This is a genomic window from Gordonia namibiensis NBRC 108229 (genome assembly GCF_000298235.1).
In the GTDB taxonomy this organism is placed as follows: Bacteria; Actinomycetota; Actinomycetes; order Mycobacteriales; family Mycobacteriaceae; genus Gordonia; species Gordonia namibiensis.
The window spans coordinates 1-19,392 of the sequence record NZ_BAHE01000052.1; the positions used below are offsets into that span (position 1 = coordinate 1).

The 19,392-nt window shown below is 65.8% G+C and carries 17 protein-coding genes; 9 read left to right on the plus strand and 8 right to left on the minus strand.

The window, feature by feature from the left end; genetic code table 11:
* Nucleotides 1-31: 31 nt before the first annotated feature.
* Nucleotides 32-649, minus strand: a complete 618-nt coding sequence (locus tag GONAM_RS19110; protein ID WP_040536979.1) for a pyridoxamine 5'-phosphate oxidase family protein — start codon at nt 647-649, stop codon at nt 32-34.
* A 154-nt stretch (nt 650-803) separates the two neighbouring features.
* Here GONAM_RS19110 and GONAM_RS19115 point away from each other — a divergent pair, with 154 nt between their 5' ends.
* The 3 genes from GONAM_RS19115 to GONAM_RS19125 all read left to right on the plus strand — a co-directional run bounded on the left by GONAM_RS19115 (nt 804) and on the right by GONAM_RS19125 (nt 3,986).
* Nucleotides 804-1,376, plus strand: coding sequence for a DinB family protein (locus tag GONAM_RS19115; RefSeq protein ID WP_006868400.1), 573 nt, complete (start codon nt 804-806; stop codon nt 1,374-1,376).
* Between the two features lie 154 nt (nt 1,377-1,530).
* Nucleotides 1,531-2,190: a fasciclin domain-containing protein gene (locus GONAM_RS19120; protein WP_006868401.1), complete on the plus strand. Its 660-nt coding sequence runs from the start codon at nt 1,531-1,533 to the stop codon at nt 2,188-2,190.
* A 266-nt stretch (nt 2,191-2,456) separates the two neighbouring features.
* Nucleotides 2,457-3,986, plus strand: coding sequence for a flavin-containing monooxygenase (locus GONAM_RS19125; RefSeq protein ID WP_006868402.1), 1,530 nt, complete (start codon nt 2,457-2,459; stop codon nt 3,984-3,986).
* 524 nt (nt 3,987-4,510) lie between these two features.
* On the opposite strand, the gene GONAM_RS19135 is transcribed toward GONAM_RS19125, so the two are convergent.
* The 5 genes from GONAM_RS19135 to GONAM_RS19155 form a co-directional block, all read right to left on the minus strand.
* Nucleotides 4,511-5,380 carry an alpha/beta fold hydrolase gene (locus tag GONAM_RS19135; RefSeq protein WP_006868403.1) on the minus strand — a complete coding sequence of 290 codons (870 nt, stop codon included), beginning with the start codon at nt 5,378-5,380 and terminating at the stop codon, nt 4,511-4,513.
* Nucleotides 5,381-5,385: 5 nt separating this feature from the next.
* Nucleotides 5,386-5,793, minus strand: coding sequence for a hypothetical protein (locus tag GONAM_RS19140; protein ID WP_006868404.1), 408 nt, complete (start codon nt 5,791-5,793; stop codon nt 5,386-5,388).
* 632 nt (nt 5,794-6,425) lie between these two features.
* A complete protein-coding gene (locus tag GONAM_RS19145; protein ID WP_006868405.1) occupies nt 6,426-7,007 on the minus strand; it encodes a TetR/AcrR family transcriptional regulator in 582 nt (193 codons plus the stop codon).
* A 223-nt stretch (nt 7,008-7,230) separates the two neighbouring features.
* Nucleotides 7,231-8,412 (minus strand): acyl-CoA dehydrogenase family protein, encoded by a 1,182-nt coding sequence (locus tag GONAM_RS19150; RefSeq protein WP_006868406.1) that lies wholly within the window; start codon nt 8,410-8,412, stop codon nt 7,231-7,233.
* 28 nt (nt 8,413-8,440) lie between these two features.
* Complete coding sequence (locus tag GONAM_RS19155) at nt 8,441-9,178, minus strand: SDR family NAD(P)-dependent oxidoreductase (RefSeq protein WP_040536983.1); 738 nt, start codon at nt 9,176-9,178, stop codon at nt 8,441-8,443.
* Nucleotides 9,179-9,508: 330 nt separating this feature from the next.
* Between GONAM_RS19155 and GONAM_RS19160 the strand changes: the two genes are divergently transcribed.
* From GONAM_RS19160 to GONAM_RS19180, 5 genes are all read left to right on the plus strand, one after another.
* Nucleotides 9,509-11,143 (plus strand): AMP-binding protein, encoded by a 1,635-nt coding sequence (locus GONAM_RS19160; RefSeq protein WP_006868408.1) that lies wholly within the window; start codon nt 9,509-9,511, stop codon nt 11,141-11,143.
* A gap of 247 nt (nt 11,144-11,390) precedes the next feature.
* Nucleotides 11,391-13,058 (plus strand): DUF6777 domain-containing protein, encoded by a 1,668-nt coding sequence (locus GONAM_RS19165; RefSeq protein ID WP_006868409.1) that lies wholly within the window; start codon nt 11,391-11,393, stop codon nt 13,056-13,058.
* 302 nt (nt 13,059-13,360) lie between these two features.
* A complete protein-coding gene (locus GONAM_RS19170; protein ID WP_006868410.1) occupies nt 13,361-14,536 on the plus strand; it encodes a TY-Chap domain-containing protein in 1,176 nt (391 codons plus the stop codon).
* A 154-nt stretch (nt 14,537-14,690) separates the two neighbouring features.
* The gene (locus tag GONAM_RS19175; RefSeq protein ID WP_006868411.1) at nt 14,691-15,485 is read left to right on the plus strand and encodes a hypothetical protein; all 795 of its coding nucleotides are present in this window, start codon (nt 14,691-14,693) and stop codon (nt 15,483-15,485) included.
* 95 nt (nt 15,486-15,580) lie between these two features.
* Nucleotides 15,581-16,858 carry a TY-Chap domain-containing protein gene (locus tag GONAM_RS19180; RefSeq protein ID WP_006868412.1) on the plus strand — a complete coding sequence of 426 codons (1,278 nt, stop codon included), beginning with the start codon at nt 15,581-15,583 and terminating at the stop codon, nt 16,856-16,858.
* Between the two features lie 3 nt (nt 16,859-16,861).
* Here the strand turns inward: GONAM_RS19180 and GONAM_RS19185 are convergent, their stop codons facing one another.
* On the minus strand, nt 16,862-17,404 hold the full coding sequence (locus GONAM_RS19185; protein WP_006868413.1) for a dihydrofolate reductase family protein: 543 nt from the start codon (nt 17,402-17,404) through the stop codon (nt 16,862-16,864).
* A 175-nt stretch (nt 17,405-17,579) separates the two neighbouring features.
* Here GONAM_RS19185 and GONAM_RS19190 point away from each other — a divergent pair, with 175 nt between their 5' ends.
* On the plus strand, nt 17,580-18,539 hold the full coding sequence (locus tag GONAM_RS19190) for a phosphotriesterase family protein (RefSeq protein ID WP_006868414.1): 960 nt from the start codon (nt 17,580-17,582) through the stop codon (nt 18,537-18,539).
* A 6-nt stretch (nt 18,540-18,545) separates the two neighbouring features.
* Here the strand turns inward: GONAM_RS19190 and GONAM_RS19195 are convergent, their stop codons facing one another.
* The gene (locus tag GONAM_RS19195) at nt 18,546-19,346 is read right to left on the minus strand and encodes an SDR family oxidoreductase (protein WP_006868415.1); all 801 of its coding nucleotides are present in this window, start codon (nt 19,344-19,346) and stop codon (nt 18,546-18,548) included.
* Nucleotides 19,347-19,392 lie beyond the last annotated feature (46 nt).

Below are 19,392 nucleotides of genomic sequence, written 5' to 3' on the forward strand. Positions count from 1 at the left end.
ATCGAAACCACTCGCGCGCCCGCAGTCGGTACTACTCGGCCGGCGGTCTGGCCAGCGCCCGCACCGAATCCGGCGGCGTCTCACCGGAATACGTGACCGGCTCGTCGTAGACCGTTCTCATCGGTACGACGCCGGTCCACTCCTCTGACTCGATACCCGGACCACCGGTGCGCGCCTTCGCGATCCACTGACCATCGACGATCGGCAACCGAAGGGCCACGGTCGCGGCGAGTTCTTTGCGTGTGGTCTCCCGCACTTCGGCGACGCGACCCGGAATCAGCTTGTCCGACAACACCTCCAGCACCGACCTCGCGTCGTCGACCTGCTCGAGGACCCCTCGCACCACCGCTGACCGGTAGTTGGCGGAGTGGTCGAACAGGGTGTCGGCGATGACCAGTCCGTCCATCACGAAGACGGTGAACGTCACCGGCGCGCCGGCGGCGACATACCGCAACGCGCCCGCGCCGGTCGATCCGTGCAGCAGGATATGGTCGCCGTCGCGCGCGAACAGCATCGGCACCGACCATGGCAGACCATCGACGACGGTGCTGAGCGTCCCGACCTTCGCCTCATCGAGTACGTCGTCGAGGGCGTCGCGATCGGTGGCGCGATCCGGTTTCCGGGTGAGCGCGTCGAGCGGAGATGTCATGCGCCCATCGTCGGGTACCAGCCGCATGCCGCTCAACCGATATAGCTCCCGAAGGTCGAAGAAGAAAAGAACAAACGAGGACCGCAGTTGTCCCCAATCGGTCATAGCGTGGTTCTCACCAGCACGAACAACCCACGACGAACCGGAGAGCACCGTGAGCACCTACACCACCCCCGAACTCAGCGTCGACGTCACCGGCGAGAAGCTCGAACTCCTCACCCTCCTGCAGGACCAGCGCAACATGCTCAAGGTCACCGCCCGCAACCTCTCCGACGAGCAGGCCCGCAAGCAGACCACGGTGAGCACGCTGACCATTGGTGCCCTCATCAAGCACCTCGCCAACGGGGAGGCAAACGCCGCCAAGGTCATCATCGAGCGCGACGAGACCGCCGAGTTCGACATGAGCCGGGCAGAAACCGAATACGAGCTGGCCGAGGACGAGACACTGGCCGGCTGGCTCGAGGCCTACGGCCGCAACGCCGCCGCACTCGACCGCGTGATCGCCGACGCCGACAGCCTCGACGAGCTCATCCCCCAGCCCACCGCGCCGTGGGCACCGGAGCGCGAGTGGTCCACGATCCGCACCATGCTCCTGCACCTGCTCCGGGAGACCTCCCACCACTGCGGGCACGCCGACATCATCCGCGAGGCGCTCGACGGCCAGACCACCATGGGAGCCATCTCCGAGGGCCAGGACTGGGCCGACGCCGAGTGGATGCAGAACTGAGTTGGTGGGAGAACTGAGTTGGTGGGAGAACTGAGTTGGTGTGAGAACCGGGTGGGCCGGAGACCGACCCATCCGGTTTTCACACGGTGCCGAATGCGCTTGTGAGGCTGCCGTTCAGCGCAGCCGAAACCTTCTCGGAGAGATTGGATCAACGATGATCAAGCGTGTTCCCCGTATCGCAGGAGCGGTGACCGGACTGGTCCTCGCCGTCGGCGTGATCGCCGGCTGTTCGAGTGACGATTCCGACTCGTCGAGCGAAACCACCAGCGCAGCAACCGGAATGAGCTCGATGAGCGCGAGCGCAGCCGCCGACCCGGCAGCGAACCTCGTCGGCCCCGGCTGTGCCGCCTACGCCGAGGCCAACCCCTCGGGCCCCGCGTCGATCGCCGGCATGGCAACCGTCCCGGTCGCCACCGCGGCGTCGAACAACCCTGAACTCACCACCCTGACCGCCGCACTGTCAGGCCAGCTGAACCCCGACGTCAACCTCGTCGAGACGCTGAACGACGGTGAGTACACCGTCTTCGCGCCGACCGACGACGCCTTCGCGAAGCTGCCGCCGGAGACCGTCGAGCAGCTGAAGACCGACAAGGACCTGCTGACCAGCATCCTGACCTACCACGTGGTCGAGGGTCAGGCGACCCCCGACAAGGCCCTGGGTGAGCACACCACCCTCGAGGGCAAGAAGCTGACCGTCAGCGGCGAGGGCGACAACCTCAAGGTCAACGACGCGGGAATCGTCTGCGGCGGCGTCACCACCTCGAACGCGCAGGTGTACCTGATCGACGCCGTGCTGACCCCGCCGACCTCGTAAGACGCACTCCAGCAACAACTCCGGCGGGCTGACACGCCCCGAACGCGGATGAGTCGGGCTCCGTTGGCGGGATGACCGGATCACCAGCCAGAGAATATCGATAGATGTCGCGTAACGTATTGTGCCGCAATACGTTACGCGACATCTGCGTTCCGGTCGGTGGTGGCCCATGCCCGGCGGTCGACACCAGTCGTGTGATTCCGTTCACAGGTGGTCGCAAGTGTTGCATGATGACACCACCCAGGCATCCCACGGAGGAGGTCCATGTGACCGAGATCGACGCCACCGACGCCGTCCGATCAGCCGGCGATCCCGAGCCCAGCTCGCCGTCGACAACCGAGTCCCCGATGCGGGACGTCATCATCATCGGCGCCGGCCTGTCCGGTATCGACTGCGCCTATCGCCTGCGCGAGCAGAACCCGGATGCCGACTACCTGATCCTCGAACGCCGCCCCCGGATGGGCGGCACCTGGGACCTGTTTCGTTATCCCGGTGTCCGCTCGGACAGTGACATCTTCTCGCTGAGTTACCCGTTCGAGCCGTGGCGCAAGCCGGGTGCACTGGCCGAGGGCGAAGACATCCGGAAGTACATCGAGCACACCGCGCACAAGTACGGCATCGCTGAGCAGATCCGCTTCGAACGGCACGTACTGACCGCGGACTGGGACTCCTCGACGGACACCTGGACGCTCGGCGTCGAGGTCGGCGAAGGTGCGGACAAGCGCACCGAGACCTACCGCTGCCGGTTCCTGCTCTTCGCGACCGGTTATTACGACTACGACCAGCCGTACACGCCGCGTTTCGCCGGCGCCGACGACTTCACCGGACAGATCATCCACCCCCAGCACTGGCCGGAGGACCTCGACTACCGCGGCAAGCGCGTCGTCGTCATCGGCAGCGGGGCGACGGCGGTGAGCCTCATCCCCAACATCGCTGACGACGCCGCACACGTGACGATGCTGCAGCGCTCGCCGTCGTACATCTTCTCGTCGAAGCAGAAGGCCTACCTGGCACCAGCCCTCAAGAAGTTGCTGCCGCCGGCCGCCGCCCATCGGGCGATCCGCCTCCGCTATGCGACGCAGACCGCGGCGATCGTGCACCTCACCCACCGCTTCCCGAAGCTCGGGCGCAAGTTGATCCGCGCGAACGTCGCCGCGAACCTGCCCGACGACTATCCCGTCGACGTCCACTTCAACCCGACGTACAACCCGTGGGATCAGCGTATGTGCATGGTCCCCGACGCCGACCTGTTCCACGGCATCACCGAGGGATCGATCGAGATGGTCACCGACCACATCGACCGCTTCGACGAGACCGGTGTGCGCCTGACGTCGGGTAGGCATCTGGACGCCGACATCATCGTCACCGCGACCGGCCTGCAGCTGCTCGGATTCGGCGGGACCCGGCTGCGCATCGACGGTGACGAGGTGAAGCCGCACGACCGTTTCGTCTTCAAGAGCCACCTGCTCGAGGACGTCCCCAACCTCGCCTGGTCGGTGGGTTACACGAACGCGTCGTGGACGCTGCGCGCTGACATGACCGCGCGGTCCGTCGCAACCCTGGTGAAGTACATGCGCGAGAACGGTTACACGCATGCCTACCCGCATCTCGGGTCCGAACCGATGACGGCGCAACCGCTGTGGGATCTCAAGGCCGGGTACGTCGAACGGTCGCCCGATGCGCTGCCGAAATCGGGCACCCACGGGCACTGGAAGGTGCGCCACAACTACTACCGGGACGCGCTTGATCACCGCATCAGCAAGATCGACGACTCGATGGTGTTCGGTCGGATCTGAGTCCGCCGTGTGCGCGCCGGTATCACCGTCGTTGGCACCTGTTCTACGAGCACCATGTCTCGGTACGGAGCGGTCACACACGATTCCGTCCACCCTCCGGCGGTGGGTACGCAGCTGCCAAGACGCGCAGCACGTCACGCTCACAGTTCGATTCGGAGATGAGGTGCCATAAACGCTGTATGAACCGGCGCCGGGTCATGCCGAACAGCACGAAGAGCTCTGCATCCGTGCCGCCTCCATACGGTGCCCACATGCGCGCGAAGCCGATGAGATGGTCGGCGTCGATGTCGTGATGATTGCGCTTGTTGTCATCGTCGGTACACCGTGCGTGCGGTGGTGAGCATCGGCGATGGTCACTCGTGTTCATGGGTTCTACACCTCGAGACGTGGCTCCGTGCCGCGATCGCAGGGATCCTCCGGTTCGGAGGGACCCCGGATGGAACGAAGCCCCCACAACCCGGCCGGGGACGTTGAGGCTCCAACGTTCCCCGGCCCGGCTCTTCGCAGTCGAGAATGCGCGTGGGTCAGGCTCGTTCGTATCGCGCCTTCAGCTCATTCAGCACCGGAACGATCGCATCCTTGAACGCGCCCGGATGTTCGGAGGGCGGGAAGTGCCCGACACCTGGGATTCGCACCTCTTGCTTCTTCAAGCCGACGACCGCATCCCGTAGTTCCGCCGTATGCTCCGGGTAGCAACTCCAGTCATGGTCGCCGCCAACCACGTACAGGCCCTGCTCCTCTGCGTCGATCTCACCCAGGAAGGGTCGCGCGTCATGATCGGTCGACGCGTAATAGAAGTCACCACCGAGGACCCCGGGAGCACACTTCGAGTAGATCCACTCCACTTCCCGCCGGCACTCCTCCGGCGCCTCGGACGAGGACAGGCTCCGGATGAGCGGCCGCACAGCGTTGTTCGTGTTCACCTCGGGGTGCACCAGCCAGTCTGACATCGTCGCCCAGTTGGGCTCGTACGCGCGGGGTTGGAGGGCGATCAGACCGCCGAACTTGTTGGGGTGAACGTGCGCGATGTCGAGCATCACGTACCCACCCATCGAACAGCCCATGAGAATCGGCTTGTCGAGGTCGAGCGCCTGACTGAACGCGATGATGAAATCCATGTAGAACTTCTGTGTCAGCCGGTACTCCTGTTCCCACCAACCTTCCGGCGGCAGCGAGCGACCGTGGTACGGCATGTCGAAGGCAATGACCCGGAAGTCACGGGTGATGTCTTCGTCGTTGAGTAGATGTCGATACTCGATGGAGTCTGCGCCTGCGGTGTGAAGACAAACGAGTGGAATTCCGGTTCCATTGGATTCGAAATAGGTCCGGTAGGTTGTTCCGTCAACCTCGACATGAACATATTGCCCCGTCAGGGGTTCGATGCGGGCCATCATTTCTCCTAAACCGTTTGAAGCTTCGAGAGGTACACGTACAGAGGCTGAAGATTGGCGAACAACTTGCGGTAGTCACCCTCCAGGACAATTCGCGACTTGATGTCACCGGTGACACTCATCGGGCCCTGCAACCACATCCCGAACACGTCGCGGTACTCCGCATCCGGGTCCGCCTTGTCGAGGTAACGCTTCCAGGACTCGTCGGTGCCGCGAACGGCGAAATCCCACGCGTCCGCCGCGGTAGGGTTCGGCCGGACAGTGATCCGGCCCTTGTCGAAGGAGACGACATAGCGGTGATCTCCGGATTCGAGGAGAAAGTCGAACACCGCCTGTCGAGCTTCGAGAGAAAACTCTGGATCTGTCTGAATTGTCCGGGAGGTTTTTTCGACCCAACCCGGGTCCGAGAGCGACATACGTCGTTGCCCTTTCGTTCGATAGACCGAGGGACTTCCACGGTCAGGTCGCGACCACCGCGAAACACAGGCTGATATGTGAATCAGGCGATTCTCGAAGGTCGCCGATCACGCCTTGGCGATGAGATGCGTTGCGGGGCAACTTGTCACCGCTACTGTGAGGCGTGCCACTTCAGCGTACAAGAATTGGACTGATTAGTACAAGGCTTTTTACAGGAAATTCCGTCGATTGTTGTACTCACCGGTACACGCGCCTCGCGACCCTCGACACCGCGGGAGATCCAGTTGGGAAACCGCTATCCGCGCCGCCCGCGCCCCGCCGGCCACTAGACGGGCCGGGGGCCGATCGCCGATCGCTTGGGACGGATCGCACTGATTCTCAACGTGATTCGCACCCGGCCACTCCGCGCAGCACCGCCACGGCACGCAGACTCTCGCCTCGGCCTCTCTTGGTACGCGAGTCTCCCCGACGGGGGCTGTCACACAGCCGCTACGGCATGCGGCCTAGACCCGCAGCGTCATCGCCGCCACCGCAGAACCCGTGGACACCACCCCGTGACTGAGCCGTCGATCAGGGATATGGAGTCCCGCAACGGAATTCGATGGGGGATGCGCGACCGGCGCGACGAACATCAGTCGCGCGGGCGCATTCCTTCGATGATCGTGTCCAAGAAGTCGTCTGCGATCTCTTCGGGGGTTTCGGCGCCCTCGAGGGTTATCCAGAGGTAGCTGTAGTTGAACATGCCGAGCACTCCCTTGACCATCAGCCGCGGCAGTGCTCGGAACTGGCCGTCACGAACCCCTTGCTCGAGAGCATTCCGCCAGTGCGATTCGTAGCGTTCGCGTTGAGCGATGATCCGATCACGACGCTCGTCGGTGAGGGCGTGGTACTCCCGGAAGAACACGGTCCATTCGGCCCGATGCTCAGCGATGTTCCGCATCAGCGCACGAGCCAATCCTCGTAGGCGTTTCTCCGGGTCGGCTTCAGCCAAAGCGAGTTCATCTGCGACAGTGTTCATCTGAGCAACTTGCCGACTACTGATCTCGTAGAGGATCGTCTCTTTGCTGCCAATGTAGTGGTACAACGCACCGCGGCCGAGTCCGACGGCCCTGCCCAAGTCGGTTATGCCGGTACCGTGGTATCCAGACTTCGCGAACAACTCCGCGGCCACCCGGAGAACGCGGTCCCGGTTGGCGTCGTACTTGTCGCTCATCGAATGCCTCTATCTCCCGCTGTCAGTGATGCGAGTTTAGACGGACAGCGAGATGGTTCGCGGTCCACACTGCAGCGAGCCGATGGGCTGGGGCCTCGGTGAAAGGCGCTCGCGCACCCGCGACAAGAACAGTTGGGTCGTTCGTCATGGTGTCGTCCGTCTCAAGACGGCCGCCGGGCTCTGCCGACGTCCGACAGCATGTCGGCAGAGCCTAGGGGTGTGATCAGTTACGAACAACCGGTTCGAAAGCGTCGGAGAATGCGTAATCGTTCAGCAACTGGCCGGCCGTGACGTGGTACTGGATGGTCGGCGTACCCTCCTCGAGCCAGTTGAGCCGGGCGTCGCGGTACAGGCGTTCGATCGGATGAGTCCGTGTGTAGCCGATACCGCCGTGAATGAGCAGCGCCCGGTCGGTGACCCGTCCGACTGCCTCCAGACCGAACAACTTGCACATGCTGGCCTCAGCGGGGATTCGCTGACCTGAGTCCCACTTCTGTGCAGCGTCGGCGAGGATCCCACGGAGGGCATAGATGTCTGTGGCCATCTCTGCGAGGTACCGCTGAATTCCCTGACGAGCTCCGATCGGTTTACCGAACGTCACCCGATCCTTGGCGTGGGCAATCGAGAGTTCGAGCGCGCGCTCGGATGTGCCGAGCGAACTCGCCGCAATGAAGACGCGGCTGATCTCGAGGGCACGCTCCAGGTGCTCGTTACCTTGTCCCTCCTCGCCGACGAGGGCCTCGGTAGGTACCCGTACGGCGTCGAAGGTCACGCGACCATGCTCGGTTCCCTTGCATCCCATGGTTTCCGGAAGGGGAGCGATGGACAGGCCCGCAGCATCACGGGGTACAAGAAAGGCCGATACCTCGGTTTCGGTTGTCTTCGCGAAGACGATGAAGTGAGAAGCGATGTCCGAATTCGTGATCAGCCACTTCTCGCCGTCCAGGACGTAATGGTCTCCCTCGCGCACGGCCGTGGAGCCGAGATCTGCGCCGGTCCCGTGGCCCGGCTCGGTGAGCGCGAATGCGAGCGAGTTCTTGCCGGTGGCTGCCCCGGGCAGGATGTCCATACGTTGCCGGTCATTGCCGATCTCGGACAGGGCGTGGGCAAAAGAGTTGTGGACGTGCACAATTGTGCGTAACCCACCCTGCACTTTCGCGAACTCGGCGATGATCGGCAGATACTGAGTAATGGACAGTCCGATGCCGCCGTACTCGCGAGGCACAAGCAGTCCGAACGCGCCGATTCGCTCGAGAATGGGCAGAACGATGTCGTAAGGGACTCGTTCCTCGTCTTCGATCCGTGTTTCGAGAGGATCCAGTTCGGACCAGATCGCATCAGAAATGCGGTCGCGCAGCGCCTGGTACTCGGACTCGGGTAGGCCGGTCGCGAGGGTTGCAGTCATGGTGTTCACTCCCTTTGTCGTTGGGTTGTCAGAGCGCCCAGCCGCCGTCGGCGGTGAGCACGGAGCCAGTACAGAAGGTGGCGTCCTCACTGAGAAAGATTGCAGCTTTTGCCATTTCGTCGACGGTTCCGAATCTTCCGAGGATCGTCGCGTCTTCGATGCGCTTGCGCGAGGACAGCGGCACCGCGTCGGTCATGTCGGTGGTGACGAAGCCGGGAGCCAGAATGTTCACCCGGATGCCGTCGCGTGCGACCTCTTTTGCCAGGGATCGCCCAAACCCCACCATCGCCGACTTCGCCGCCGCGTAGGCGGTGTCGCCGGCGTGACCGATCAGGCCGACCACCGACGAAACCAAGACGATGCTCGGCGCCGGGCTCGTGGCAAGGTATGGCAAGGCCGCCCGGGCGAGATCGACAGTGCCACGCAGATTGCTGTCGATCACGCGCCACCAGCTGTCAGGTGATGTCCCGGTAAGACGCCCACCGGCCCACTGACCCGCGTTCAGAATCAGCGAGTCCAACCGCCCCCATCGGGAGACAACGTCGTTCACAGCTGTCGTCGCTGTCTCCGGATCACTCAGGTCGAAACGCACCGGGACTACCTGCTCCGGGTGCCGGACCGCCAGCTTCTCGGCCTCCGCGAATCCGGTGCGGTAGGTGCATCCCACCCGGCATCCGCGCTCCGCGAGACCCGACGTGACCGCCGCTCCGATTCCGCGGGATCCGCCGGACACCAGAGCGACCCTGTTTACCTCACTGCCATCCATGCGACGCACTGTACCGATCGGTACAAGAATAGTCTATATCCTCGCGTCAATCGATTCGAAACGTCTTCTACCTGCGCCTATCGGCGACCTGGGAATTGTATTGATTGGTCCAAACATCCTTGCGCGAGGCTACCCGGCGTGCTAGATCTGTGGTGGTCGGCTCACGAACCGCCGGCACACGCTCGCAACAGACGACTGGTTTGAACCTGCAACCCGACGTCTGGAGGCGCGCTCGTTGTGGCCGTTCACCAGTCGGAGCGTGTGGGGGCTGAGTGCACGCGCTCCCAACGGGAATCGTGCCGACTCGACGAAACTACAAAGGTGGCCAATATGTCCTCAGGCGACGTGCCTGCATCCGCAATGGTCAGTGCTTGGCAGGGCATCGAATCCCTGCTGGATCGCAACCCATTCGGTGACGACTTCAACACCGCTCACGAGGTCTGCAGTCGGTATGCATCAGAACCGGAGCGGATCGCACTGACCGTCCGGCACGAGGACGGAAGCGCCGATCTCTGGACCTACCACGAACTCGACCGGATCGCCTCCAAAGCAGCCCGTGTGTTCGCAGACGCCGGACTGACCCGAGGCGACCGAGTGGGAGGCTTGCTCTCTCGGCAGGTGGAGAGTTGGATCACCGCCCTCGCGGCGTGGCGGTCGGGGCTGATCTACGTGCCGCTGTTCGGCGGATTCGCCTCGGACGCAATTGGTACGCGGTTGCGCGCAGCCGAAGTCCGAGCAGTGGTCGTGGACCAGGATTACCGACCCGCCCTCGCCGATGCCCAGTCCACATATGGACTCGATCCCGCCGTCTTCGTCGTTGGCCCCGACATCGCCGAGGCCGGCGACAAGTCTTTCTGGACCGAGACATCGAATGCCGACGCCGACGGCCCCCTCGCTACCACCACGCGAGAGGACATCGCGACCCTGATGTTCACCAGCGGAACCTCGGGGACTCCGAAAGCGTGCAAGATCACCCATGGCGCCTTCGTTTCCGTCATGCCCTATGCGACGAGCGTGCTCGGAGCCACCGGGGACAGCGTGCTGTTCTCCACGTCGGACCCGGCGTGGGCCTACGGGCTCTACACCACGGGCGCGGCCGTCATGGCCCTCGGCGTGCCGCGGGTGATGTATTCCGGCAAGTTCGTGCCGGAAGCGTGGCATCGCGTCATCGAGGAAGAGAAAGCCACGATCCTCACCACAGCACCCGCGGCCTTGCGGCGCTTGACCACGACCTTCGCCGACCGCGGAGTTCCTCCGTCGTTACGAACCGTCGCCGCCGCCGGAGAACCCTTGACGGCGTCGGTGGCCGCCGACTGGGCACAGGCGGGTGCGCCCGTCGTCCGCAATGGATACGGCTTGACCGAGATCGGCATGCTGCTGGGTGACACTCTCGGGACCGAATCCCGGACGGAACCTGGGTGCCTGTCGTCGGTCATCCCGGGTTTTGCCACCTTTCTCGCCGACAGGGACGGAACCCCCGTCGAGGCCGGCGAACCGGGGCTGATCGCGGTGCGACGCCCTCGACACCAGATGTGCAGCGGATACGAGAACACCCCGAGCCTCTGGGCGGACCGATGGCGAGGTGACGTGTTCGTCACCGAAGACCGGGCGGTTGTCGATGCCGACGGCCGTTGGCAGGTCCTCGGGCGGGACGACGACATGATCATCGCGTCCGGCCACAACATAAGCCCGGTTGAGGTCGAGAACGCGCTACTGCAACACCCAGCCGTCGCCGAAGCCGCGGCCGTGGCGTACGAGGACCCGGTGCGAGGCGGCGTGGTGCGGGCTGTGATCGTCCGCAACGAGAGCCTCTACTCCGACAACGACCTCGCCGCGGATCTGAAACGTCTCGTCGCACTGCGCGTCGGTCCCTACGCAGCTCCCCGCGTGATCGACTTTCGCGCCGACCTCCCGCGGACCGAGGTCGGCAAACTACGCCGCGCCGCCGTCCGAGATCTTCGGTGATCTCATTTCGGCGAAGCGAGCGCATGATGTCCGGGTCTCCCGGCCCGAACCGGCACGTCGGCCCCGTCGATCGCGGTGTTACGCCGTGTGGTCCGAACGGTCGAGATTTGGCGGCAGATGTCCGATCTGTGCTGGTCAGACCTTGCCCGGCGTCTGATGGGGCGCTGATACTCGAACTCGGCGAGCGCCTCTGCCCGCCACGACCGCGCCGGTGTCGCCGGCGCGTCGGCACGAGGAGTTCGCCGCGATGACCTACCCGCCCGGTCCCCCGACCCATCCCTCGACGCCCTTCGGTGCGGTTCCTCCTCAGCCGAAGAACCGGCAGGCCCTCACCCTCGTCCTCGGCGCGATCGTCGTCGTCCTGGCGCTCGTGCTCGCGGCAGGGATCGTCTTCGTGGTGAAGGCCCGAAAGGGGGACATCTACGTACCCGGTCTCACGCTCGCCTCGGTCAACGATCCCGGCATCGACCCGTTCACCGATCCGGTTCTCGTCGCCGGAGCTGGGAACCTGCCGGCGAACGTCGCGCTCACTGCGAGCGCCGGGGCTCCGGACATGGGTGGCCGCGCGGTCAACGGCACCGAGGCCGGCCTGTACGCGACGGGCGACACCATGGCCTGCGACACCGCGGCCCTCAGCAACCGCCTGATGGCCGATCCGGCGAAGGCCGCGGCCTGGGCGAGCGTCTTCGGGATCAGCACGGCCGCCATCCCGCACTACCTCAACACTCTCACCCCGGTGGTCCTCACCGCAGACACCTGGGTCACGAACCACACCTTCACGACGGGTCGGGCGGAGCCGTTCCAGTCGGTCTTGCAGCGTGGAACCTCGGTGTACGTCGACGCCGCCGGAGTCCCGCGGGCCATGTGCTCCTGTGGCAATCCGCTGGCGCCGCCTGCCTCGGCACCCCTCGGCGGCTATCGGCTCGAAGGTCAGCCGTGGCCCGGCTACCAGACCCGAGAGGTGACCCGCATCGCCTACAACAACCAGAACGTCACCGCCGTCAACCGCACGACGACGATCGTCCCGGGCACACCCACGCCCGTTGCGAACGCCAACGGCGGGTCGGTCCTGCAACTGCTGAACTTCCTCACCGGCGAGATCATCCCGCAGACGCTGGGCGGTCTCCTCGACCTCTCGGGTCTGCCACCACTCTCCGAACCGCTGCCCACACCGGCGTCGCTGAACACCCCCTTCACGGCCGCCACCGACGACGACGCCGAACGCAACGGTCTGCTCGAGGCCGGTAACCCGGCCGCCGCCCCGGCCGTCGAAGAGCGTGCCGCCGAGGACAACGGGCTGCCGGTCGGCGCCCCCGCCTCCGACTCACCTGCCGGCTCTCCTTGGGCAGAGCCGGGTTCGGGCGTCCCGGGTTCGGCGGAGGTGCCGGCCCCCGGATCAGCAGGAAACCCGTCGTCCGAGAACCCCGCCGCCCAGAGTCCACCGGAGGCCGCATCCGTCCCGACCTCCTTCAGCGGTGCCGGTGACCTCATCGGCAGCTTCGTCTTCGACGACGCGGGCCTGTCGGTCAGCTGCTCGGTCCCGCCCGGCGCGGCGTCGGGCACCATCACGCTGACGTGCAGCGACGGCGTGCCGCGCGCGGTGAGTGCCGCAGCGCTGCAGCGGGCCGCTGTCCTCGGTGCGACCGACGCGACGGGAGTCTGGACGCTGGCGCTGTCGCCCCGGGCCGTCGTGGTCCGCTCCGCCTCCTGGACCGTCGCGCAGCCGGAGATTCCCCGGTCGGCACCACCGGCAGACACGTCCACTGAGACGTACGAGGCGCCGCCGCCGGAGGAAACCCACACCGAGACACCGACCACCACCGAGCCGACCACCGAGTACGTCCCGCCACCCGAGGAGCCCTCCCAGGCGCCCGAGTCGCCGGCGGAGGTGCCTTACTCCTCACCGGCCGGATGACAAGGTTCCGCCTCTGACCTGGTACTATGCTCCCGGTCCTGGGAGGACCGTCTGCGTGGTCAGCCGGGTGTCCCGGAGCGGGGTACGGTTCGAGCAATCGTTCAGCAATAGGTCTGATCAACCGACCAACAATGTCGCCCCGGTCACCTAACCTGAACGCCGAGACGGGTTCGCGGTCTTTCATGTCTGAGCCGGCTCATCCGGGCTGCCCGTTGACGAACCGACACCGCAGCCACCCGAAGCACGCTTTACACCCCTGCACTGGGCGCTCTCGATCTCAGCGCACGAGAAAGGAAGTCGACATGACGCCCGACTTCACCGTGGACTCGAACATCGATGACGCCTGGCGCACATTCCAGTTGCACGTCGGCGACCGTCTGGCCAACCTCACCCCCGGCTCGACGCTCACCATCCAGCAGGACCCCCTGATCCCCGAAGGCCCGCACGGCAGACTGCGATTCACCCTCACCGGGTCAAACCGTCTGCGGTGCACCATCGACGACACCGACCTGCACCCCACCGAGGAGTACTTCCTCGAGCATCTCGACATGCTCGCCGACATCGGCTGGCGTCGGCTACGCAACGGCACCCACATCTACGAGGTGGGCCGCCGGCGCGTCGACGAGCTCGCCCACACCACGGTGGCCACGCTGCGTCGCGTCTGGGAAGTCGTGCACCCGGCCTTCCTCGACCACACCCCGGCAGCGCGCGCCGAACCACAGATCGAGGTCGCGGTCCAGCCTTTCGACGACGACCACCTCCGGGCGCTGCTCGTCGGTTCGCTCGAGGACCTGACCGGTTGCCGGATCCAGACCGACGCCGACGGCGACATCGCCTTGCCGACCAAGCCCGTGTCGTCGTGGCTGAGCCCGCGGTCGGACGCCCCCCGGCTCGAGTTCTTCGCCCGCCTGGCCGGCGACATCCCCGATCGCAGGCGCGCCGCCGACATCGTGGCGGCCCAGCCGACGATGGGTTCGGCGGTCCGTGTCCATCTCCTGCAGGACGAGGTCTTCGCGACCCTGACCCTCGAGTGCGCGGTCTTCCACCCCCACAATCTGAGCTCCGCGCTCGCCGAGTGGTTCAGCTTCCTCGCCGACTGCGCGCCGAACGTCATCGAGCAGATCACGCAGACTGCGGCGCCGACCCGGCCCGAGACCGACGAACGCCTGCCGGATGCGCTGCAGACCTTGCTCGAACTCGATCCCGACGGTCGGTCGCTGTCCGCTCATGAGGTCGCCAAGATCTGCCGCTACAACCAGGCCGACATCCTCTCGTTCATCCACACCTGCGAGGAGCAGTACCTCACCTGGCGGCGTTCGGCGGCCGACGCGGTTGCGTCCGCGGACTCGACCGAGGCCGACGCATGCCGGCACGAGGCCGACGCCTGGCGGGCCACGACCCACAATCTGCGCGCCGCGCTCCGGGTCGTCGTGCTGTCCGACGACGACGTCCCCGACCGTCGTCCGACGGCCAAGTAGCCGCGAACCGGACACGACTCACCCACCTGCTGATCTTCCGGTAGTCCACCCGGAGGATTACGGCCCCGTACACGAGCGTCACGGTGATGCCTGCGCTATATCGGTAGTGGGTCTCCTGCGGGCGGCCCCGCCCGGCCTCCCATCGGAGCACTGCATGACCCTCACCACCGACCGCAGCACGCTGACGTTCGCCTTCCCCGAACTGGGACCCGACGCCCGCCTGCATGTCGTCTTCCCGAGGACCCTGCGCGCGATCGATCCCCACGACCGCACCGGACTGACCGCCGACACCACCTTGCGGCTCGCGCACGGCTCACCGACCGGTGACGCCGACGCCGTCATCCCGATGTGGCAGTCCGAGGCGACCTGGATCGACTTCTCCTCTCCGCACCAGCATCCGTTCCTGGTGATGGTCGGCGTGGACGGGATCAACGCGATCAGCGGTGAGCCGTTCACCGGGACACCCGACTTCGCCACCGACGATTACATCGAGGTGCCGACCCAGCAGACCCTGGCGTCGTACCGAACGGTCACGGGTGATCACCGGCAGTTCGTCGCTCCATCGATCCACACCGCGGCGAGACCGGACGCGGGCGGGATTCTGGTACAGCTGACGGTGATACCGATGCGGGCCGAGGCCTGGGCACGACGCCGCCGCCACACCTCCGCGAATGCCTGCGTCCTCTGCGACATCTCCCGGGCCGAGCAGGCACGCGCACAACCGCGGACCGCGGCGCCTCGGGTCATCGGCCCGCTGGAGTCCGCCGACACCTGGCATCCGACCCGGATGGGGTCGGCGGCCGTCCGGATCGTCAACTCGGTGATGTGGGAGTCGCTGACCGGCGGCTCACCGTCCCACTCTCGGCTGACGTGTGCCGACTACGTCGACCACCGACTCCCCTGGCACACGAGCTTCGGCGAGACGACCCGGCATTCGACTCCGCTGTAGATCTCACCCGGGTGTCAGGAAGGCGTCGTAATATTCGGGTTCCGCAGGTTCGCCGGCGGCCACCCAGCACGAGGACCCAGCCCTAAGGAGTGCGAATGTCCCCCGATTTCGATGCCGTCGTCGAGGCGGCATGGCGGGACTTCACCGACACCCTCGCGGGCCGGGTGCCGCAGCTCGTTCCCGGGCAGTCGTTGACGGTCGTGGAGGCCGCGGCCGGTGGCTGGCGCAGGCGCATGACGTTCGCCGTCGCCGACGAGGACCGGTTGCGCTGCACCATCTCCGCGGGAGACCTGACGTGGACCGACAAGGACCGCTGGATGCGGCAGGCCACCTACATCGTCGACCGCGGCTGGTGCCGCCTCGAGGGTCGCAGCGCCTTCTGTTACGAGGTGGCCGACGACCGTTTCGGTGACCTCGCCCGCGCCGCCGTGCGAGCTCTGCGCGAGGTGTGGGGAGTCATCCACCCGTCGTTCGTCAGCATCGGCGACCCGTCGTACGCGCGGCACCATCTGGCCGCGGGGTCGGCCGACACCGAGACCAGCGACGACGCCCCGGGGACCGACCGACACGGCCGCGAGTTCGGGACCCACGCGCTCGACCCCGAGACGACCAACGCCGACACCATCCGCTTCGCTTCGCTGGCCCATCCGCTCGACGCCCCGGTCGAGAGCGGCGTCGTGCCGCAGTCCAAGGATCATCTCGTCGAACTGGTCCGCGCCGCGATGGCCGCGGCCGGCCGGCCGGTGGTGATCAGTCCGCGCAAGGCGATCTTCCTGCGATCGTCGGGCACGTCGTTGCTACGGCCGACCCGCGATGCACGCGCGCTCGAGATCGTGACGATCCTCAGTTCCGCGGTGCCGCCACCATCGGTCCTGGGGATGCTGATCTCCGAGTTCTCCCCGCGCTGGCCGGAGATCGCGGTGGTGGTCCGCAACGGTCTCGTCTATGCCCAGCGCCGACTCGACGTGGCGGTGTTCAGTCCCGCCAACCTCGACGCCGCGCTGCGTCGCTGGGACCAGTTCGCCGCCACCGCCCGCGCCGAGATGATCGCCCGGCTCGACGGTGGCAAGAAGTCCACGCACCGGTGCCGTGGCGAACGACTCCCCGGGGTTCTGCTGGCACTGCTGCGCCTCAGCCAGAAGCCGGACAGCACGCTGTCGCCGACCACCGTTCTGATCGCCTGCCGCCGCGATCCCGAACGCGTGCACGAGTTCTTCGACATCTGCGCCGCCGAGATGCGCGAGTGGATGGACAATCTCGCCTCGGCTCGCAAGGCCGAACTGGGCGAGGAGGAGATCGCCTTCTGCGAAGCGGAGCACCGCGCCTATGCCGAGGTGGCGCAGTTGCTCCTCAGCGCGATGGAGCTGGCCTGACGCTCAGGCGGTCGACGCGTACGACAGGTGCACCACGCCGTTGTCGAAGGACTCCGTCCCCACCAGGGTGAGCGGCAGGTCGGCGAGACCGTCGAAGAGGCGCGCGCCGCTACCGAGAACCACCGGATAGACGAGTAGGTGCAACTCGTCCACCAGCCTGTCGCGCAACAGGGCTCGGACCAGCGTGCCACTGCCGCTGATGTAGAGGTCGTGGGAGCTCTTGAGTTCGCGGATCTTATCGGGGTCGTAGCCACCGACGACCTCGGAGTTCTGCCAGCCGGTCGCTTCGTCGAGCGTCGAGGAGACGACGTATTTGGTGGTGTCGTTGAAGAACGGAGCGCCCGGGTCGTCGTCGACGCTCCGTTCCGACCACGCCGGACCGAACATCTCGAACGTGTTGCGGCCCAGCAGGATGCCGTCACATGAGCCGGTGATACCGCCCAGCACCTCGCCCATCCGGTCGGTGAACCCGTACGGCATCGTGAAGGCGGGGTTCTCGAAACTGCCGTCGAGGGTGATGAATTCGTGGACGTGGATCTTTCCCATCGGGATGCTCCTGTGCTCGCGGTCTGCGTTGTTGTCACGATGTCAGACCCGAGGTCCCACCGGAACTCATCGGCCGCCGGTAGCGGGCCGTCGAAACCGCCTCCGCGCCAGAGGAGGGTCGATTAGGGTTCGGCGCAGCGGGTCCGCGACGAGGCGGGCCCCGGAGGAGGTTCGCGTGGCCACCGTCCACACTGCAGCAGGTCCGATCGATTCCGCCGATCTCGGCAAAGTGCTTGTGCACGAACACGTCTTCATCGTCGGCGAAGAGTTCCGGCAGAACTACCAGGACGACTGGGACGAGGACGCGAAGGTCGCCGAAGCCGTCCGCGATCTGTCCGAGCTGAAGGACCTCGGGATCGACACCATTCTCGATCCCACGGTCCTGGGGCTCGGCCGATACATCCCCCGCATCCAGCGGATCGCCGAGCAGATCGACCTCAACATCGTCGTCGCGACGGGCCTCTACACCTACAACGACATCCCGTTCCAGTTCCACTACGCCGGACCCGGCCTGCTGTTCGACGTCCCCGAACCGCTGGTGGAGATGTTCACCAAGGACCTCACGGAGGGCATCGCCGACACCGGCGTCCGCGCCGCATTCCTCAAGTGCGCCATCGAGGCCGAGGGACTGACACCGGGCGTCGAGCGGGTGATGCGGGCCGTCGGGCAGACCAGTGCGCAGACCGGTGCACCCATCACCGTGCACACCAATCCGCACACCCAGTCGGGTCTGGTGGCGCAGAAGGTGCTGGCCGAGGAGGGCGCCGACCTCACCAAGGTGGTCATCGGCCACTCCGGCGACAGCGTCGACCTCGACTATCTGATGCAGATCGCCGACGCCGGCTCGATCCTGGGCATGGACCGCTTTGGTCTCGATCTGCTGTTGCCGTTCGAGGAGCGGGTGAACACGGTCGCCGAACTGTGCAAGCGCGGCTACGCCGACCGCATGGCACTGGCCCACGACGCGTCGTGCTTCATCGACTGGTTCGACCAGGAGGCGAAGAAGCAGGCGGTGCCCAAGTGGAACTATCGCCACATCAGCGAGGACGTCCTGCCCGCGCTGCGTGAACGCGGGGTCAGCGACGCCGACATCACGACAATGCTCGTCGACGTCCCGCGTCGGTACTTCGAGTAGTCGCTGCTAGCCCCGCAGCGAGCGCTGGTATCGGCGCATGCCGCGCAGCCAGCGGTCGTAGTCGGCGCCCTTCTGCCGGTACATGTCCAACACCTCGGCGTGCGGGAGGATCAGGAACCGTTCGTCGGCAACGGCTTCCAGTACGATCGCGGCCACCGCACCCGGGGTCAGGACCTCACCGGCGGTCTCGACTGCCTTCTGCATGAGCTTCTGGTCCGTGGTCGCCGAATCGTCCTCGGGCCGCAGCAGCTTGGTGTCGACACCCATCGGGCACAGGCAGCTGACGCGCACACCGTCGTCGCCGTGGGTGATGTTCAACCACTCGGAGAAGCCGACCGCTGCGTGCTTGGTAACCGAGTACGGTGCGTTGCCGATCTGGGTGAGCAGGCCCGCGGCGGACGCCGTGCTGACGAAGTAACCGCTACCCCGCTCGATCCACTCGGGCACGAGCCGACGCGCCGCCCGGATGTGGCTGCGCAGGTTGACGTCGAGCGCCAGATCCCACATCGCCTCGTCGGTGTCCAGGCCACCACCGCGTCCGATGCCGGCGTTCGCGAAGTACATGTCCACGGGCCCGAAGGTGGACTCGGCCAGGCGGACCGCCGCATCGATGTGGTCGTCGCTCGAGGCGTCGCCGGCGAGCGCGACCGCGGACTCGCCGAGGGCATCGGCGACGCCGTTCGCCGACGCCGCGTCGAGGTCGGTGACCACGACCTTCGCACCTGCTTCGACCAGAGCATGCGCGAGCGCACCACCGATCCCGCCGCCGCCGCCGGTGACGACTGCAACCTTGCCTGCGACGTCCATGGGATCTCCTTCGATCGGTGAGTCTGGTTAAAGACCTACCAGACCC

Coding starts and splice junctions, on each gene's coding strand:
- GONAM_RS19110 (WP_040536979.1), bottom strand. CDS start 649: ATGACATCTCCGCTCGACGCGCTCACCCGGAAACCGGATCGCGCCACC.
- GONAM_RS19120 (WP_006868401.1), top strand. CDS start 1,531: ATGATCAAGCGTGTTCCCCGTATCGCAGGAGCGGTGACCGGACTGGTC.
- GONAM_RS19135 (WP_006868403.1), bottom strand. CDS start 5,380: ATGATGGCCCGCATCGAACCCCTGACGGGGCAATATGTTCATGTCGAG.
- GONAM_RS19140 (WP_006868404.1), bottom strand. CDS start 5,793: ATGTCGCTCTCGGACCCGGGTTGGGTCGAAAAAACCTCCCGGACAATT.
- GONAM_RS19145 (WP_006868405.1), bottom strand. CDS start 7,007: ATGAGCGACAAGTACGACGCCAACCGGGACCGCGTTCTCCGGGTGGCC.
- GONAM_RS19150 (WP_006868406.1), bottom strand. CDS start 8,412: ATGACTGCAACCCTCGCGACCGGCCTACCCGAGTCCGAGTACCAGGCG.
- GONAM_RS19155 (WP_040536983.1), bottom strand. CDS start 9,178: ATGGATGGCAGTGAGGTAAACAGGGTCGCTCTGGTGTCCGGCGGATCC.
- GONAM_RS19160 (WP_006868408.1), top strand. CDS start 9,509: ATGTCCTCAGGCGACGTGCCTGCATCCGCAATGGTCAGTGCTTGGCAG.
- GONAM_RS19165 (WP_006868409.1), top strand. CDS start 11,391: ATGACCTACCCGCCCGGTCCCCCGACCCATCCCTCGACGCCCTTCGGT.
- GONAM_RS19170 (WP_006868410.1), top strand. CDS start 13,361: ATGACGCCCGACTTCACCGTGGACTCGAACATCGATGACGCCTGGCGC.
- GONAM_RS19175 (WP_006868411.1), top strand. CDS start 14,691: ATGACCCTCACCACCGACCGCAGCACGCTGACGTTCGCCTTCCCCGAA.
- GONAM_RS19180 (WP_006868412.1), top strand. CDS start 15,581: ATGTCCCCCGATTTCGATGCCGTCGTCGAGGCGGCATGGCGGGACTTC.
- GONAM_RS19185 (WP_006868413.1), bottom strand. CDS start 17,404: ATGGGAAAGATCCACGTCCACGAATTCATCACCCTCGACGGCAGTTTC.
- GONAM_RS19195 (WP_006868415.1), bottom strand. CDS start 19,346: ATGGACGTCGCAGGCAAGGTTGCAGTCGTCACCGGCGGCGGCGGCGGG.